Source organism: Microbacterium sp. ZKA21 (assembly GCF_050434165.1).
In the GTDB taxonomy this organism is placed as follows: domain Bacteria; phylum Actinomycetota; class Actinomycetes; order Actinomycetales; family Microbacteriaceae; genus Microbacterium.
Map to the genome: position 1 here is coordinate 201,707 of NZ_JBNPVV010000004.1, position 17,369 is coordinate 219,075.

General features: G+C 68.5%; 16 protein-coding genes. 10 read left to right on the forward strand and 6 right to left on the reverse strand.

What is annotated here, in order from left to right:
- Nucleotides 1-24: 24 nt before the first annotated feature.
- The 8 genes from M2317_RS10475 (at nucleotide 25) to M2317_RS10510 (ending at nucleotide 8,958) form a co-directional block, all read left to right on the forward strand.
- Entirely contained in the window at nucleotides 25-960 is a 936-nt protein-coding gene (locus tag M2317_RS10475) for a 4-(cytidine 5'-diphospho)-2-C-methyl-D-erythritol kinase (protein ID WP_429459915.1), read from the forward strand.
- A gap of 93 nt (nucleotides 961-1,053) precedes the next feature.
- Nucleotides 1,054-1,473, forward strand: coding sequence for a hypothetical protein (locus M2317_RS10480; RefSeq protein ID WP_429459917.1), 420 nt, complete (start codon nucleotides 1,054-1,056; stop codon nucleotides 1,471-1,473).
- 108 nt (nucleotides 1,474-1,581) lie between these two features.
- Nucleotides 1,582-2,595, forward strand: coding sequence for a LacI family DNA-binding transcriptional regulator (locus M2317_RS10485; protein ID WP_429459919.1), 1,014 nt, complete (start codon nucleotides 1,582-1,584; stop codon nucleotides 2,593-2,595).
- 155 nt (nucleotides 2,596-2,750) lie between these two features.
- Nucleotides 2,751-4,271, forward strand: a complete 1,521-nt coding sequence (mmsA, locus tag M2317_RS10490; RefSeq protein WP_429460217.1) for a multiple monosaccharide ABC transporter ATP-binding protein — start codon at nucleotides 2,751-2,753, stop codon at nucleotides 4,269-4,271.
- Nucleotides 4,268-5,626 carry a multiple monosaccharide ABC transporter permease gene (mmsB, locus tag M2317_RS10495; RefSeq protein WP_429459921.1) on the forward strand — a complete coding sequence of 453 codons (1,359 nt, stop codon included), beginning with the start codon at nucleotides 4,268-4,270 and terminating at the stop codon, nucleotides 5,624-5,626. The genes mmsA and mmsB overlap by 4 nt, the downstream gene beginning before the upstream one ends.
- 35 nt (nucleotides 5,627-5,661) lie before the next feature.
- Nucleotides 5,662-6,783 carry a substrate-binding domain-containing protein gene (locus M2317_RS10500; protein ID WP_429459923.1) on the forward strand — a complete coding sequence of 374 codons (1,122 nt, stop codon included), beginning with the start codon at nucleotides 5,662-5,664 and terminating at the stop codon, nucleotides 6,781-6,783.
- A 70-nt stretch (nucleotides 6,784-6,853) separates the two neighbouring features.
- Nucleotides 6,854-7,114: a hypothetical protein gene (locus M2317_RS10505; RefSeq protein ID WP_429459926.1), complete on the forward strand. Its 261-nt coding sequence runs from the start codon at nucleotides 6,854-6,856 to the stop codon at nucleotides 7,112-7,114.
- 35 nt (nucleotides 7,115-7,149) lie between these two features.
- Nucleotides 7,150-8,958: an ABC-F family ATP-binding cassette domain-containing protein gene (locus M2317_RS10510; RefSeq protein ID WP_429459928.1), complete on the forward strand. Its 1,809-nt coding sequence runs from the start codon at nucleotides 7,150-7,152 to the stop codon at nucleotides 8,956-8,958.
- Nucleotides 8,959-9,011: 53 nt separating this feature from the next.
- Here M2317_RS10510 and M2317_RS10515 read toward each other — a convergent pair whose 3' ends face one another.
- The 6 genes from M2317_RS10515 to M2317_RS10540 all read right to left on the reverse strand — a co-directional run bounded on the left by M2317_RS10515 (nucleotide 9,012) and on the right by M2317_RS10540 (nucleotide 14,235).
- Nucleotides 9,012-10,514, reverse strand: coding sequence for an arylsulfatase (locus M2317_RS10515; protein WP_429459929.1), 1,503 nt, complete (start codon nucleotides 10,512-10,514; stop codon nucleotides 9,012-9,014).
- 108 nt (nucleotides 10,515-10,622) lie between these two features.
- Nucleotides 10,623-11,564 (reverse strand): L,D-transpeptidase, encoded by a 942-nt coding sequence (locus tag M2317_RS10520; protein ID WP_429459931.1) that lies wholly within the window; start codon nucleotides 11,562-11,564, stop codon nucleotides 10,623-10,625.
- Between the two features lie 62 nt (nucleotides 11,565-11,626).
- On the reverse strand, nucleotides 11,627-12,535 hold the full coding sequence (locus M2317_RS10525; protein ID WP_429459932.1) for a pseudouridine synthase: 909 nt from the start codon (nucleotides 12,533-12,535) through the stop codon (nucleotides 11,627-11,629).
- 5 nt (nucleotides 12,536-12,540) lie between these two features.
- Nucleotides 12,541-13,035, reverse strand: a complete 495-nt coding sequence (locus tag M2317_RS10530; RefSeq protein WP_429459934.1) for a MarR family winged helix-turn-helix transcriptional regulator — start codon at nucleotides 13,033-13,035, stop codon at nucleotides 12,541-12,543.
- Nucleotides 13,036-13,042: 7 nt separating this feature from the next.
- Complete coding sequence (locus M2317_RS10535; protein ID WP_429459935.1) at nucleotides 13,043-13,540, reverse strand: GNAT family N-acetyltransferase; 498 nt, start codon at nucleotides 13,538-13,540, stop codon at nucleotides 13,043-13,045.
- Complete coding sequence (locus tag M2317_RS10540) at nucleotides 13,537-14,235, reverse strand: FadR/GntR family transcriptional regulator (RefSeq protein WP_429459937.1); 699 nt, start codon at nucleotides 14,233-14,235, stop codon at nucleotides 13,537-13,539. Before M2317_RS10540 ends, M2317_RS10535 begins: the two co-directional genes overlap by 4 nt.
- A 113-nt stretch (nucleotides 14,236-14,348) precedes the next feature.
- Here M2317_RS10540 and M2317_RS10545 point away from each other — a divergent pair, with 113 nt between their 5' ends.
- Both M2317_RS10545 and M2317_RS10550 read left to right on the forward strand, forming a co-directional pair.
- Nucleotides 14,349-15,731 (forward strand): GntP family permease, encoded by a 1,383-nt coding sequence (locus M2317_RS10545; RefSeq protein ID WP_429459939.1) that lies wholly within the window; start codon nucleotides 14,349-14,351, stop codon nucleotides 15,729-15,731.
- 13 nt (nucleotides 15,732-15,744) lie between these two features.
- On the forward strand, nucleotides 15,745-17,280 hold the full coding sequence (locus M2317_RS10550) for a gluconokinase (RefSeq protein WP_429459941.1): 1,536 nt from the start codon (nucleotides 15,745-15,747) through the stop codon (nucleotides 17,278-17,280).
- Nucleotides 17,281-17,369 lie beyond the last annotated feature (89 nt).

Genomic DNA, 17,369 nt, shown 5'->3' on the forward strand with positions numbered 1-17,369 from the left:
CCGCCGCGCCGAGAGGAACCAGAGATGACCCTGCTGCCCTTTCCGGACGCCGTCCACGTGCGGGCTCCGGGCAAGATCAACGTCTACCTCGGCGTGGGCGACAGGCACGACGACGGCTATCACGCACTGGCCACGGTCTTCCAGGCCGTCTCGCTCTACGAGGACGTGATCGCCCGGCCCTCCGACGACTTCTCGATCGTCGTGAAGGGGGCGGTCGACCCGGCATCCGTTCCGCTGGACGATCGCAACCTTGCGATGCGCGCGGCCAAACTGCTCGCCACGGCGACCGGGCACGACGGCGGTGTGGCGCTCGAGTTGCGCAAGAGCGTCCCGGTCGCCGGGGGCATGGGTGGCGGGTCGGCGGATGCCGCGGCGGCCCTGCTCGCGTGCGACGCGCTCTGGGGGACCGGGCTGTCCTCGGCGCGTCTGCACGAACTCGCGACCCGGCTCGGCGCGGATGTCCCGTTCGCGCTGCACGGCGGCACGGCCGTAGGCACCGGACGCGGTGATCAGCTCAATCCCGCGCTGGCGCGCGGCCGCTTCGACTGGGTGCTCGTGACCAGTGACGAGGGTCTGTCGACGCCGGTGATCTATCAGCGTCTCGACGAGCAGCGCGCTCGCGGGGAGGCGCTCGCGGACGATCCGCCGCTGTCGCTGGACGTGCCGATCCCCGTGCTGCAGGCGCTGCGCGCCGGGGATCCGCATTCGCTCGCGGCCTGCATGCACAACGATCTCGAGTCGCCAGCGCTCGAAGAGCGTCCGGTGCTCGAGGAGATCATCCGCGAGGGTCTGGGTGCCGGTGCGCTCAGCGGCATCGTCTCCGGGTCGGGCCCCACGGTCGCCTTCCTGTGCGACACACCGGAGTCGGCCCGCTACGTCCAGGACCAGCTCGAGGCGCAGGGGCGCGAGGCGCTTCACGTGCACGGGCCCGTGAGCGGAGCGCGCATCCTGTCCGCCTGACGTTCACGCGCCCGCCACCGAACCTGTGATCGGGAGCGACGTCGTCCTCGTAGCGTGGATCACGACAGACACCGCGAAACGTCAGGAGTGATCATGGGACTGTTCAGCAGGAAGACGCAGGAGGAGCGCCAGACCGAGGCCATGCGGATGGCGGATGACATCGCCCAGGGCCGTGGCCTCATGGGAAAGATGACGCAGGCCTTCATGGGCCGCGAGTTCACCGAGGCGATGCAGGGCGCCACGAACTCCCTGCACCAGGCCGAGTACGTTGCGCAGCTGCGGGCGCTCGGCACCCCGACCGAGACGGCGACCGTGCTCGCCCTGCAGGACACCGGTCAGACCATCAACGACAACCCGAACATCGTCCTCACCCTGGATCTGAGCGGACAGCAGGTCGCCATCGCGGCGCTCGTGTCCCGGCTGGAGATCCCGCGTGCGGGCGAGCAGGTGCTGGTGCTGCGCGATCCGCAGACCGGCGGTCTGCTGTATGCGGGTCTCGCGCCGCGAGCCTGACATCACGGCGACGAGACCCGGGGGCCGGAGCGCGGGGGAGCGCTCCGGCCCCCATTGGCGACATAATGGGAGGAGATGTGACCGTGCACACGCAAGGGAGGCGATGCCATGGCGGCCTCCGGCGAGCGTGCGCGGGTTCCCAGCATCCGCGATGTCGCGCGGCTGGCCGGCGTCTCGCACCAGACCGTGTCCCGCGTCCTGAACGACCATCCCAGCATCCGGCCCGAGACGAAGAAGCGCGTCCAGGACGCGATCGCCGTGCTGGACTACCGGCCGAACCTCGCAGCGCGCGCCCTCGTCACGAGCACGACGACGACCCTCGGCATCCTTTCCGCGACGATCGGCGAGTTCGGTCCGACGTCGTCGATCGCCGGGATCGAGGACGCCGCGCGTGCCGAGGGGTACTCGGTGACCACGGTCAATCTTCCGACCACATCGCCAGAGGCGATCGGCGAGGCGATCCGTCAGCTCGGACGCGAGCAGGTCAGCGGCATCGTCGCTCTCGCACCGCAGGTGCGCGTGTTCAACGTGCTGAGGGGCATGGCGGTCGGGGTGCCACTGGTGAGTCTTCAGACGGCATCCGGGTCCGACGGATTCACGCACTCGGCTGACCAGGTCGCGGGCGCCCGCTCGGTCACAGAGCACCTGATCGCACTGGGCCACACCGATATCCTGCACCTCGCCGGTCCGCAGGACTGGATCGAGGCGGAGTCCAGGATGCGGGGCTACCTCGACGCCCTGCGGGACGCCGATCTGCCGACGTTCCCACCGATCCGGGGGGACTGGACCGCGGACTTCGGGTACTTCGCCGGATCCGAGCTCACCCGCCGACGGGACTTCACAGCCGTCTTCGCCGCGAACGATCTGATGGCGATCGGCCTGATGCACGGCTTCCGGGATGCCGGACTCGACGTGCCGCGGGATGTCAGCGTCGTCGGATTCGACGACATCCCGGTCGCGGCGCACGTCTGGCCGCCATTGACCACCGTGCATCAGGACTTCCTCGAACTCGGCCGCAGGGCGGTGGCGATCCTGCTCGCCGAGATCCGCAACGAGCCGGTGCCGCAGTTCGGCCCGGTGGAGCCGCTGCTGCGCGTGCGGTCATCCAGCGCGTCTCGATAGCGCTGCGAATTCGTCGCTCCACTTGACAGCGGAGCGACGGAGGCGCAATATGGTGTTCCATGTGAACGGTCACATTGGGAGTGGCCGTCAAGTATCGAGGAAGATCCGTGAGCAGCACAGCAACGTTGCCGGTCGTATCGGGCCCCATCTTGGAGATGCGCAGCATCACCAAGGAGTTCCCGGGCGTCAAGGCGCTGTCCGATGTCAGCATCACCGTGCGCGCAGGTGAGATCCACGCGATCTGCGGCGAGAACGGCGCGGGCAAGTCCACCCTGATGAAGGTCCTCTCGGGGGTGTATCCGTACGGCACCTACGACGGCGACATCCTGCTGTACGGCGAAGAGCAGCGGTTCAAGGACATCGTGTCCAGCGAGCAGGCCGGCATCGCGATCATCCACCAGGAACTGGCGCTGATCCCCGAGCTGTCGATCACCGAGAACATCTTCCTCGGCAACGAGATCGCGCGCTTCGGGACGATCGACTGGCAGAAGGCGAAGAGCCGAGCCATCGAGCTCCTCGCCCGCGTCGGCCTCGATGAGGACCCCGACCTCGCGATCAAGCATCTCGGCGTCGGCAAGCAGCAGCTCATCGAGATCGCCAAGGCGCTCAACAAGGACGTCAAGCTGCTCATCCTGGACGAGCCGACCGCCGCACTCAACGAGAACGACTCCCAGCATCTGCTCGGCCTCATCCTCGGTCTCAAGGCCAAGGGCATCGCGTCGATCATGATCAGTCACAAGCTCAACGAGATCGAGCAGATCGCCGACGAGATCACGATCATCCGCGACGGCCGCACGGTCGAGACGCTCGACATCACCAAGGGCGAGATCAACGAGGACCGCATCATCCGCGGGATGGTCGGTCGGTCGCTCGAGAGCCGCTACCCCGACCGCACCCCCGAGATCGGCGAGGTGATGTTCGAGGTCGAGGACTGGTGGGTCCAGCACCCCACGGTGAGCGAGCGCATGGTCGTGAAGGGATCGAGCCTGACCGTTCGCCGGGGCGAGGTCGTCGGCATCGCCGGCCTCATGGGCGCCGGTCGCACCGAGTTCGCGCGCAGCATCTTCGGTCGGTCTTACGGCACGTTCCTCAGCGGGAGGCTGTTCAAGGACGGGCAGGAGATCGAGCTGCGCGATGTCGCGGCGGCGATCCAGCACGGCCTGGCGTACGTCAGCGAGGACCGCAAGGTGCTGGGGCTCAACCTCCTCGACACCATCAAGCGCTCGATCGTGTCGGCGAAGCTGTCCAAGATCGCCCGACGCGGCGTGGTCGACGACCGCGAGGAGTTCGCGGTGGCGGAGCGCTACCGCAAGGCGCTGCGCATCAAGACCCCCTCGGTCGAAGAGGGCGTCTCCAAGCTGTCCGGCGGCAACCAGCAGAAGGTCGTGCTGGCCAAGTGGATGTTCACCGACCCTGACCTGCTCATCCTCGACGAGCCGACGCGCGGCATCGACGTCGGCGCGAAGTACGAGATCTACTCGATCATCAATGAGCTCGCCGCTGCGGGCAAGGGCGTCATCGTCATCTCGAGCGAGCTGCCCGAGCTCATGGGCATCACCGACCGCATCTACACCATCTTCGAAGGCCGCGTCACCGACTGCATCGACGCGGCCGAAGCCACACCGGAGGCGCTCATGCGCAGCATGACCTCCACGAACCAGAAGGCGAACGCATGAGCACCCAGTCCACCGAGACCGCGAAGCAGGGCTTCCACTTCGGCGACATCAGGAAGATGTTCGGCGGCAGCACCTCGTCGCTGCGTCAGTTCGGCATCCTCGGCAGCCTGATCGTCATCATCCTGCTGTTCGAGGTGCTGACGCTCCTGCGCAACGGTCCGGGCGGCGCCACACTGACTCCCGGCAACGTGATCAACGTCGTCAACCAGTACTCGTTCATCCTGATCCTGGCCATCGGCATGGTGATGGTGATCATCATGGGACACATCGACCTGTCCGTCGGATCGGTCGCCGCGTTCGTCGGGATCATCGTCGCGAAGGCGATGGCGGACTGGAACCTGCCCTGGCCCCTGGCGATCGTGCTGGGGCTGGTCGTCGGAGCGCTGGTGGGCGCCTGGCAGGGATTCTGGGTCGCCTACGTCGGCGTACCGGCGTTCATCGTGACTCTTGCCGGAATGCTCTTCTTCCGCGGTGCGAACCAGTGGATCGGCAACTCGCAGACCATTCCCGTGCCCAAGGGGTTCCAGATCATCGGCACCGGCTATCTGCCCGAGGTCGGAGGCCCGTTCCAGTTCAACGTCCTGACGATGGTGCTCGCGCTCGCCGCGGTCGCCTGGTTGATCTTCTGGGAGATCCGCACTCGCCGGATCCAGCGCAGGATGGGATCCGAGAGCGCGCCGCTCTGGGTGAGCGTCACCAAGGTCGTGCTGCTGTCGATCGTCGTGCTCGCCGCCGGCTGGATGTTCGCCACGGGTCGCCCTGGCACGAGCTTCCCGGTGCCGGGTCTGATCCTGCTCGCACTCGTCATCCTGTACTCCTTCATCACCCGCAACACGATCTTCGGCCGGCACATCTACGCCGTCGGCGGCAATCGTCAGGCGGCGCGGCTGTCCGGTGTGAAGGACCGCTGGGTGGACTTCTTCGTCATGATGAACATGTCCGTCATGGCGGCGCTCGCCGGAATGATCTTCGTCGCCCGCTCCCAGGCATCCGGTCCCGGAGACGGGAACGGCTGGGAGCTGGATGCCATCGCCAGTGTCTTCATCGGCGGAGCGGCGGTCGCCGGCGGCATCGGCACGGTGGTCGGCTCGATCATCGGTGGCCTCGTGATGGCGTTCCTCAACAACGGTCTGCAGCTGCTCGGCCAGGGTGCCGACGTCGTGGCGATGATCAAGGGCCTCGTGCTGCTGTTCGCGGTCGGCATCGACGTCTGGAACAAGCAGCAGGGCCGCCCGTCTCTCATCGGCTTCATGACGCGCAAGCGTCATCAGAAGGATGCCCCGAACCTGACCGACTATCCGACCTCCGCCGCGGGCACCGCGAGCGGCAAGAAGGAGACGACTCCGTCCGAGTGACGGCCGTCCCCCTAACCACGAGAGAAAGAGATCGCATGAAGAGAATGGCAGTCGCGGCGACAGCGTTGGTCGCCGCAGCAGCGCTCGCCCTCACCGGTTGCGCCGGTGAGCGCGGCGGCGAAACGCCGGCGGGCTCCGAGGAGGAGACGGCGACGGGTTTCGAGGCCGGTTCCACGATCGGCGTCGCCCTGCCGGACAAGACCAGTGAGAACTGGGTGCTGGCCGGCCAGCTGTTCACCGACGGGCTGGAGAAGGCCGGGTTCAAGGCCGACGTCCAGTACGCCCCGGCCAGCAACACGGTCGCCGAGCAGCAGAACCAGATCCAGTCGATGGTCACCAACGGCGCCAAGGTCATCATCATCGGCGCGAAGGACGGCAAGCAGCTGGCCACGCAGGTGCAGGCGGCTCACGACGCCGGCGCCCGTGTGATCGCCTACGACCGTCTCATCGAGAACACCGAGGCCGTCGACTACTACGTCGCGTTCGACAACTTCAAGGTCGGCGAGCTGCAGGGCAACGCCCTGCTGCAGGGCCTCGAGGAGCGTGCTGCCCACGAGGCGCCGTACAACATCGAGCTGTTCTCGGGCTCGCCGGACGACGCCAACTCGGCGGTGTTCTTCGACGGCGCGATGAGCGTGCTGCAGGACAAGATCGACGATGGAACGCTGAACGTCGTGTCCGGTCAGACCGAGATCGCCCAGACGGCGACCGAGGGCTGGCTGGCCGAGAACGCCCAGAACCGCATGGACACGCTCCTGACCGGTTCGTACGGTGGCGACACGGTCCTCGACGGCGTGCTGTCCCCGAACGACACCCTCGCCCGCGCCATCATCACGTCGGTGCAGCAGGCCGGCAAGCCGGTTCCGGTCGTCACGGGTCAGGACTCCGAGGTCGAGTCCGTCAAGTCGATCATGGAGGGCGTCCAGTACTCCACGATCAACAAGGACACCACGCTGCTCGTCGAGCAGTCGATCAAGATGGTGCAGCAGCTGCAGGCGGGCGAAGAGGTCGACGTCAACGACACCGAGTCGTACGACAACGGCGTCAAGGTCGTCCCGGCGTACCTGCTGGAGCCGCTGATCGTCACGAAGGAGAACGCGGCAGAGGCGTACGCCAACGTCCCGAGCCTCCTCGAGATCGTCGAGTCGTTCCAGTAAGCACGACGTACACAGCGCGCCGAGCCGTCCGGGTCCGACCCGGGCGGCTCAGCGCGTCTAGGCTCGATCCATGACCGAGCCGCGACGCCCGTCCGACGCCGTCCTCGCAGCCTTCGGCGCATCGGATGTCGCGCTTCAGAGTCTTCGCGGCGGACGCGGCCTCGCGTGGCGTGCCGGACCGATCGTGCTCCGGCCCTCGGAGGCCGACGGCGAGGTCCAGTGGAAGGCCGATGTCCTCGCCGTGCTGGAGCACACCGACTCGTTCCGCGCGGCATGCTCCGATCGTGGATGCCGCACTCGCACTCGCCCGGCTCGGAGCCGCTCCCGGTGAGCGGGGTCATCCCACGCGACTACCCTTGAGGGGACATGGCACATCTTCTCGGGGCCGAAGGCCTCCACCTCGAATACCCGACCAAGGTCGTCTTCGACTCCATCACGCTCGGCATCGAAGAGGGCGACCGCATCGGCATCGTCGGCCGCAACGGCGACGGGAAGTCGTCGCTGCTCGCGATGCTCGCCGGGCGCAAGGAGCCGGATGCCGGACGCGTCACGATGCGTGCGGGCACCCGCGTCGGCGTCCTCGACCAGGCCGACACCCTCGACGACACTCAGACGATCGCGCAGGCCGTCGTCGGCGACACGCCGGAGCACGAGTGGGCGGGCGACGCGCGCGTCCGCGACGTCATCCACGGGCTCCTGCGGGACCTGGATTGGAACGCGCCGGTCGACGCCCTCAGCGGTGGCCAGCGTCGCCGGGTCGCCCTCGCGGCCCTGCTCGCCCAGGACTGGGACATCATCGCCCTCGACGAGCCCACCAACCACCTCGATGTCGAGGCGATCACGTGGCTTGCGGCTCATCTGAACAAGCGCTGGGCCGCGAACTCCGGCGCGTTCCTCGTCGTCACGCACGACCGCTGGTTCCTGGACGAGGTGTGCACCGAGACGTGGGAGGTGCACGACCGCATCGTCGAGCCGTTCGAGGGCGGTTACGCGGCGTACATCCTCCAGCGCGTCGAGCGCGACCGGATGGCCGCGGCATCCGAGGCCAAGCGCCAGAACCTCGCCCGCAAGGAACTGGCCTGGCTGCGCCGCGGAGCCCCCGCGCGCACGAGCAAGCCCAAATTCCGCATCGATGCGGCCAACCAGCTCATCGAGGACGTCCCGGAGATCCGCGACGCGGTGTCGCTGCAGTCGCTGGCGACCGCCCGCCTCGGCAAGGACGTCGTCGACCTGCTGGATGCCGGGGTGACGTACCCTTCGACAGCGGCCGCACCCGCGCGCGAAGTGCTGCGCGACGTCGAGTGGCGCATCGCGCCGGGCGAGCGCACCGGCATCCTCGGCGTCAACGGAGCGGGCAAATCGACCCTGCTCGGCCTCGTCGCGGGGACCATCGAGCCGACCAGCGGGCGGGTCAAGCGCGGCAAGACGGTCCAGGTGCGCACGCTCACGCAGCGCATCGACGAGCTCGCCGAGCACTGGAACGATCCGGTGCGCGTCGTCATCTCGGGCCTGCGCACGGACTACACGTTCGGGACCGGTTCGAAGAGCCAGGACCTCACGCCGGGGCAGCTCCTGGAGCGCCTCGGGTTCTCCACCGCTCAGCTCTCGACGCCGGTCAAGGACCTCTCCGGCGGACAGCAGCGCCGCCTGCAGCTGCTGCTCGTGCTGCTCGACCAGCCGAACGTCCTGATCCTCGACGAGCCGACCAACGACATGGACACCGACATGCTCGCGGCCATCGAGGACCTCCTGGACTCCTGGCCGGGCACGCTGCTCGTCGTGAGCCACGACCGGTACTTCCTCGAGCGCGTCACGGATCAGCAGTACGCGGTCCTCGGCGGTCGCCTGCGCCATCTCCCCGGGGGAGTGGACGAGTACCTGCGGCTGCGCGCGCTGCAGGATGCCGAGCCGCAGCCGTCTCAGCCATCAGCGCCCGGTGCGCCGAAGGGCCTGGACGGCGCGGCGCTGCGAGCGGCGCAGAAAGAGGTCTCGGCGCTCGAACGCCGCATCCAGAAGCTGACCGACCAGGTCGACCGCGCGAAGCACGCGCTCGCCGAGCACGATCAGGCGGACTATGCGGGACTCGGCGAGAAGATGAAGGCGATCCAGGCGCAGCAGGACGAGATCGAAGAGCTCGAGATGCGCTGGTTCGAGCTCACGGAGCAGATCGGCTGACATGACGAAGGCGGGGCCCGGAACGATCCGGACCCCGCCCTTCGCGTGTGTGCTCAGGAGGCGCCGGCCGTGGCGTTCTCCAGCTTCTTCATCACTTGGTTGATCGTGAAGGACGCCGATTCCTGGCGCTGGGGGAACTCGGCGAGGGTCTGCAGCATGCGCGCGACATACGCCTGCGCGGGGACGAACAGGAAGATGCGATCGATGACCCAGTCCCAGTAGGTGTTCGACGTGATGTCCGCACGTTCGAACGGGTCGGTGCGCAGATTGAACAGCTTCGGGAAGCGCAGTTCGATGTAGGGCTCCTGCCAGACCGCGAGCGTGCCGGGTGCCCGCTGCTCGAGGAAGACCAGCTTCCAGTTCTCGAAGCGCAGCGCGGTGAGGTCGCCGTCGTCCGAGACGTAGAAGAAGTGCCGTCGCGGGCTGTGCTCCGCTTCGCCCGTGATGTAGTCGAGCTGGTTGTGCCCGTCCAGATGCACCTTGTACTCGGTGCCGTGCAGCTCGGTGCCGGCTTTGAGCCGTTCGGCGATGTCCGTGTCGCCGACGGCGGCGAGCAGGGTGACGAACCAGTCGTTGTGGCTGACGATCCCGTTCAGCGTGGTCCCGGCGGGGATGCGCCCCGGCCAGCGGACCATCGCAGGCACGCGGTACGCACCCTCCCAGTTGGAGTTCTTCTCGTTGCGGAACGGGGTCATCCCGGCATCCGGCCAGCTGTTCATGTGCGGGCCGTTGTCGGTGGAGTACATCACGATCGTGTTCTCCGCCAGGCCCAGCTCGTCGAGCAGATCCAGGAGGCTCCCCACGGTGTCATCGTGATCGAGCATGGTGTCGTGGTAGTTCGACTGCCAGCGGCCGGCGCGGCCTTTGCTCTCCTCCTTCGTGTGCGTGCGGAAGTGCATGTGCGTGGAGTTGAACCAGACGAAGAACGGGGTGTCCTCCTCGGCCTTGGCGCGGATGAAGTCGGCGGCCGCGTCGCGGAACTCCTCGTCCACGGTCTCCATGCGCTTTCTCGTCAGAGGGCCGGTGTCCTCGATCTTCTGCGTCCCGTCCGCGTTCGCCCAGGAGTGGATGACACCGCGCGGGCGGAACTTCTCGCTGAATCCGGGAAACTCCTCGTCGGTGGGGTAGTCGGGATGCTCCGGCTCCTCCTCGGCGTTGAGGTGGTACAGGTTGCCGAAGAACTCGTCGAAACCATGCGCGGTCGGCAGGTGCTCGTCGCGGTCGCCGAGGTGGTTCTTGCCGAACTGACCCGTGGCGTAGCCGTGGTGCTTGAGCGCGTCCGCGATCGTCGGATCCTCCGGCTGCAGGCCCAGCTTCGCGCCGGGCATGCCGACCTTGGTGAGGCCGGTGCGGTACGGGTTCTGTCCGGTGATGAACGCGGCGCGGCCGGCCGTGCAGCTCTGCTCGCCGTAGTAGTCGGTGAACTTCACACCCTCGTCGGCGATGCGGTCGATGTGGGGCGTGCGATAGCCCATCAGGCCGTCGGTGTAGGTGCTGAGGTTGGAGATGCCGATGTCATCGCCCCAGATGATGAGAATGTTCGGCTTGTCGGCCATGGTGCCTCTTCCCTTCGGAGTCGTGCGCGACGCGGAACGCGTTCGAGGACCACTTCATCACATCGGATCCGTGCGGGGAAGATCTGTCGTCCCGCGCGGGTGACGTCGTCACTCCCGGATCGTGACCGGGGTGCCGACGGGCAGCTGGGCGAGCCGATCGATCGCCGGGCCGTCCAAGCGGATGCAGCCGTTGGAGATCGCGCCGGTGCGGGCGTCGTGGTAGTGGAATGCGGTGACCGCGGCATCCGAGTCGTCGAAGTCGTCGATGGTCGGGGAGTGCACGGAGAGATACACCATGGGGTGGCCGCGCGTGTACGCGAACGACACCGTCTCGACGAGCATGATGAAGCTGCGCCCGATCGGGGTGGGGGTGTCCTCCCGTCCCCACGCGAAGTCCGCGGCCACGCGCTCCGTGCCCGCCGCGCTCACGATGTCGACCGTGCGGTCGGACAGATCGACCTCGATCCGACTGTCGACCAGGCCGAACTCGACGTCCTGCACGCGCAGCCAGCCGGTGACCTGCCCCGGGTCCCCCGCGGACGGCAGCGACTGCCGTCCGGTGAGCAGCACTCGCACCCAGTGCTCCTGGCGTTCGATCACCGGCACCGTGGTGCCGCCGTAGCGGTAGTCGCGACCGAGCCGGGCCACCGGGGCCGCTGCGGGATCCGACCACACCGGGATCGCCTCCGCGGTCGCGCGCGCGGTCTCGCCGGTGGCATCGGGGTTCTCCGCGGCGTCGGTCTGCAGCGCCGGGAGGATCGCGAACACGTTCACGTCGGGGAGGGCTGCCAGGTCGTACGCTGCGGTGTCGGCCGGGAACCCGGTCGGGGCGGGAGTGCGGGTGGGCGTCGGAGCGGACAGCGGGATGTCGACCGCTGCGAGGCCGGAGGCGACCGGCTCCGGCGACGGACGCGGCCAGAGCGCGATCGTCGCGGCGGCGGCGGCGACCACCACCATCGCGGCGCCGATGAAGGCGTGCCGACGCCGCCATGGCGTGCTGCGCGGCCGCCGGCGGATGCGCAGCGGCGGGGCCTGCGGCGTCTCGGTCATGAGTCCATCGTCGCTTATCGTTCCGGGTCAGTGACACCGTGGCGCCGCGATCAGCGCGGCGATCAGCGCGGCGCGAACGCCAGCGTGCGCCGGGTGACGAACTCGCGGTCGGCGCCGGAGAGCGGATCGACGAAGCGCACTTCGCGCGCCAGCAGCTGGAGGGGGCGCGCGAAGTCGTCCGGCGCCTCGGGCAGCAGTTCGGGGTAGAAGGCGTCGTTGAGGATGCCGAGACCCAGGGCGGAGAGATGCACGCGCAGCTGATGCATCTTGCCGGAGTGCGGTCGCAGCAGCGTGTGCACGACGTGCTCATCGCCGGGCAGCAGCTCGATCAGCGTCTCGGAGTTCGGTTCCCGCGCGGCATCCACCCGGACGCAGACGTGCCCGCGCTCCTTGACGATGTGGTTGCGGTACACGATCGGGAACACCGGAACCTCGGCCGGGCGGGCTGAGACCGCCTCGTACACCTTCTCGACCTGCCGGTTCTGGAACAGGAGCTGGTACGCGCCGCGCGTCTCCGCGCGCGCGGAGAACATCAGCAGCCCGGCCGTCGCACGGTCGAGGCGGTGGATCGGCGTGAGGTCGTCGTTGCCGAGCAGGCGGCGCAGCCGCACGAGCGCGGAGTTCTGCAGGTACTTGCCACCGGGCGTGCTCGGCAGGAAGTGCGGCTTGTCGATCACGACGAGGTCGAGATCCTGATGCAGGACCTCGATATCGAACGGGATGTCGGTCTCCACGGACGGCTCGCGGTAGTACCAGACGAACTCGGCGGCGCCCAGCGGGGTGTCGCGTCGCACCGCGGATCCGTCGATGCCGACGATCTCGCCGTCGTCGAAGCGGGCGAGCAGGCGATCGGCATCGAGGTGATGGAAGCGCTCGACCATGTAGGCCGCGACGGTCGGCCATTCGCCGCTCAGCGGCACGTGCAGGCGGGTCGCGCCGACGCCGTCGCGCGCCGGCAGGGGAGAGGGCATGGCCATCAGGCGTCGAAGCTCAGACTCAGCTTGCGCAGCAGGGTGGCCAGACGGTCGCGGTCGCCGCGCGAGAGTGCCTGCAGCAGGTCGGCTTCGACGTCGACGAGCCGGGTGATCGCCGCATCGACACGGATGCGGCCGTCGTCCGTGAGGGTGACCTGGACGCTGCGCCCGTCGCCGGGGTCGGCCTCGCGTCTGACCAGGCGGCGGGCGACGAGCCGGTCGATCCGGTTGGTCATGGTGCCGCTGGAGACCAGGGTCTGCTGCAGCAGCTGCTTCGGGCTCAGTTGGAACGGCGCTCCTGCGCGGCGCAGCGCCGACAGCACGTCCCACTCCCACGGCTCCAGTTCGCTGCGACGGAACACCTCGCGTCGCGCGCGGTCCAGCAGGCGCGTCAGGCGGTCCATCCGGGAGAGCACCTCGAGCGGCGAGAAGTCCAGATCGGGGCGCTGCACGTTCCACGCCTCGACGATCCGGTCGACCTCATCCGCCTCGCTCATCCGTTCATTATCGCGTGCGGCCGCCGACGGACTCGCCTCGGGGCGCGAGTGGAAGCGTCATGAACGTGCTGAGCGGGTCCGGCGCGTAGCGTCCGAACGCCTCGCACTCGACGAATCCCGCCCTCGTGTACATCATGCGCGCCGGGGCGAAGAAGTCGTCGGCTCCTGTCTCGAGCGAGAGCCGACGGATGCCGCGGCTGCGCGCATCCTCGATGAGGAACGCGAGTATCGTGCGTCCGATCCCGCGCCCGCGCAGCTGCGGGTCGGTGCGCATCGACTTGAGCTCCTCATGGCCGTCGCCCACCCGTGCGAGTGCGCCGGTGGCGACCGGCGCACCGTCGTCGAAGGCCGCGAACAGACGCACTCCCGGCGCGAGCAGCCCGTCCATCGGCAGCGCGTGCTGGCTCTCCGGCGGTGCTGTGCCGACCATGTCGGCGTGGTGGGCGGCGATGAAGTCGGCGAGGGCGGGTGTCGAGACGCGGACGCGCTCGATGGCGATGGTCATCTGCCCTCCGGAAGGATCTCGTGCCAGACGCCGCGCAGATGCTCGCGCGAGTGCTGTTCGGCGGCGGCGGCGTCTGCGTGGGCGATGTCCATCGCGACGCGAAGGTGCTGCTCCAGAGTGCCGGGGGCAGGAGTGCTCGGATGCATGCCGAGCCGGGTCCGCCCGGTCAGCACCTCATGGACGGGCCGTTCGAGCGCGGCCAGGAGCGGGTTCCCGGATGCGGCGAGGACGAGGGCATGGAAGCGCAGGTCAGCGTCGAGGTACTCCGCCGAGGCGCCGAGCCCCCGGTGACCGAGATCGTCCAGAACCTCGGCGAGGCGCCGGATCTCGACGCGCTGATCATCGCTCGCGCGCTCGGCGGCGAGGGCGGCGGCCAGCGGCTCGACAGCCACGCGCAGCTCCATCAGCGCCTCGAGGTGCTGCTGCCGATCCGGGCCGGCGAGCGTCCACTGGATGATCTTCGGATCGAGCTCGTCCCACCGGATGCGCGGCTGGACCGTGATGCCGACGCGCCGGCGGGATGCCAGCATCCCCATGCTCTCCAGCACCCGCACGGCTTCGCGCACGAGCGTGCGGGAGGCGCCGTAGTCCGCCTCGAGCTGCGCGAGCGTGAGGACCTCGCCATCGAGCAGCTCCCCGGCCGCTATCCGGCGCCCGAGGTCGTCGAGTAGATCGCCGTGCAGGTCTGCGGGCATCGTCGCTCCCTGGTCGTGGTCGCCTGAATCCGGAATTGATACTACTATTGACGCCGCGGTCTAATAAGTAGTACTTTTGAGCCGCATTCATCCCATTTCAACGGAGAAACCCCATGGAAGACTGGACCCAGACCCTCGGGACCGGCCCGCTCCTCGGCATCGCCGCGGCCGCCGTGCTCCTCATCCTGTTCCTCGTCATCAAGGTCCGACTGCACGCGTTCCTCGTGCTCATCGTCGTTTCCCTTCTGACGGCCATCGCCACCGGGTTGCCGATGGGCGTCCTCGTCAACGACGTTCTCGTGAAGAACTTCGGCGGCACACTCGGCGCCGTCGCGCTGCTCATCGGCCTGGGCGCGATCATCGGCCGGCTCATCGAATCCAGCGGCGGCGCCAAGGTCATCGCCGAGAAGATGGTGTCGATCTTCGGCGAGAAGCGCGCCGCGTTCGCGCTCGGCATCACCTCGCTGATCCTCGGGTTCCCGATCTTCTTCGACGCCGGTCTCATCGTGATGCTGCCGATCATCTTCGCGGTCGCCCGGCGCATCGGCGGCAAGAACCTGCTGCTGTTCGGCCTCAGCGGTGCTGCGGCGTTCTCGGTCATGCACGTGTTCCTGCCGCCGCATCCGGGGCCGGTCGCCGCGACCGAGCTCTTCGGGGCCGACCTCGGCGTCGTCCTGATCCTCGGCCTCATCCTCGCGTTCCCGACGTGGTATCTGTCCGGATATCTCTGGGGCAAGTTCGTCAACAAGCGCTACCCGATGATCGTCCCCGCGCTGTTCGGCGAGAAGGACGACGACCAGCCCGTCAACCCGCCCAAGGTCGGAACCGTCGTCGCGATCCTGCTGCTGCCGATGGTGCTGATCTTCCTCAACACGGGTCTCAACGCCCTCGGCAGCGTCGGCGCAGTCGATCGCGACGCCACATGGGTCCAGGCCCTCATGCTGATCGGCACCTCGCCGGTCGCACTGCTCATCACGGCGCTCGTCGCGCTGCTCGTGCTCGGCAAGTTCCGGGGGGAGACCGGCAGCGCGCTGGAGAAGCTGGTCGAGGGCACCCTCGGCAGCGTCGCCTCGGTGATCCTCATCACCGGCGCCGGCGGCATGTTCGGCGGCGTGCTCCGCGCCTCCGGCATCGGCGACGCGCTCTCGACGAGCCTGGACGGACTCGGGTTGCCGGTGATCTTCGCGGCCTATCTCATCGCCGTCGCGCTCCGCGTGGCTCAGGGCTCTGCGACCGTCGCCCTGGTGACGACGGCCGGCCTGCTGGCTCCCGCGGTCACCAGCGGGGGCTTCAGCGTCATCGACGTCGCGGCCATCACGCTCGCGGCCGCGGCGGGATCGGTCTTCGCCAGCCACGTGAACGACTCCGGCTTCTGGCTCGTGGGCCGGCTCATGGGCATGGACGTCAAGACGACCCTGAAGACGTGGACGGTCCAGCAGGCGATCGAGTCGGTCATCGGATTCGTCTTCGTGCTCGCGGTCTACGCGATCTTCTGACCGGGGCGGCGACATGAACGCACCGGACACGGGCACCGCACGCGACATCGTCATCGGTGTCGACATGGGCACGACGGCGACCAAGGCCGTGGCGTACACGGTGGACGGCGAGCAGATCGCGACGGCTTCGCAGGGCTATCCGCTGGACGAGCCGCACCCCGGTCACGCTGTGCAGGACCCCGAGCTCATCCTCGGCGCCGTCCTCCAGTCGGTGCGCGAGGTCGTGGCCGAGATCGGCACGGCGCGCATCGCAGGGCTGTCGTTCTCGGCGGCGATGCACTCGCTGATGGCGCTCGACGCGCAGCTCGCCCCGATCACGCCGGTGGTCACATGGGCGGACACGCGGGCATCCGTCCAGGCCGAGCGCATCCGCGCATCGGCGAGTGGACTCGAGCTGCATCGCCGCACCGGCACGCCGGTGCACCCGATGTCGCCGCTGCCCAAGCTCGTATGGTTCCGCGAGCAGGAGCCCCGCATCCGTCAGGAAGCCGCGATGTGGGTCAACGCGAAGGACTGGGTGCTGCTGCGGCTGTGCGGCGCCCTGGTGACCGACCATTCGCTGGGCTCGAGCTCCGGTCTGATGGACATCCATCGGCTGGCGTGGGATGAGGAGGCGCTGTCGCTCGCCGGCATCCGCGCCGAGCAGCTTCCGGAGCTCGTACCGACCACCACGGTCCTCGACGGCCTCACCGAGGAGGCCGCGGCTGCCACCGGGCTGCCGATGTCGACTCCGGTGGTCGTCGGCGCCGGCGACGGCCCGCTCGCCAATCTCGGCGTCGGCGCGGTGCGTCCGGGGGTCGCCGCATGCTCGATCGGCACGAGCGGCGCGCTGCGCGTCGCTGTGGACCGGCCGGTGGTCGATCCCCGCGGAGGCGTCTTCTGCTACGCCCTCACCGAGGACCGCTGGGTCATCGGCGGCGCCATCAACAACGGCGGCGTCACGCTGGACTGGGTGCGTCAGGAGATCGCGGACGCCACCACGCCGATCGAGGAGCTGCTCGACCGCGCGGGGGAGGTCCCGGTCGGCTCCGGCGGCCTGCTGATGCTGCCGTATCTGCTCAGCGAGCGCGCACCGCACTGGAGCAGCATCGCCAGCGGTGCGTACATCGGCCTCACCCGTGCGCACACGCGCGAGCACATGGTCAGGGCGGCCGTCGAGGGCGTCGCCCTCCAGCTCGCGCTCGTGCTGCAGTCGATGCGAGCGGCCGGTCTCGAGATCGACGAGATCAGGGCGACGGGCGGTGTGATCAAGCATCCTCTCTGGCAGCAGACGATCGCCGACGCCTTCGGAGCGCCCATCGGGCTGCTCGCAGGTCAGGAGGGCTCGGGCTTCGGAGCAGCTCTCCTCGGCATGCAGGCGCTCGGACTCATCGAGTCGATCGACGTCGCGGCCCGGTTGCAGCCGGTCGAGCGCGTCGTGCGGCCGCGGCCGGCCGAGTCCGCGGTGTACCGCTCGCTGCTGCCCGTGTTCGACGAGATCTACGATGCGCTGCTGCCCACCTTCCACCGCCTGCGACGGCTCGCCCCGTCGTTGCCCGTGTCGCACTGACGCGTGCGACGCAGTGCAATCCCTGTCAGGTCGCACTCCGTCGCTCATGGCAGACTTGACGGGCGGGCCCTTCGACATGCTCAGGCAGC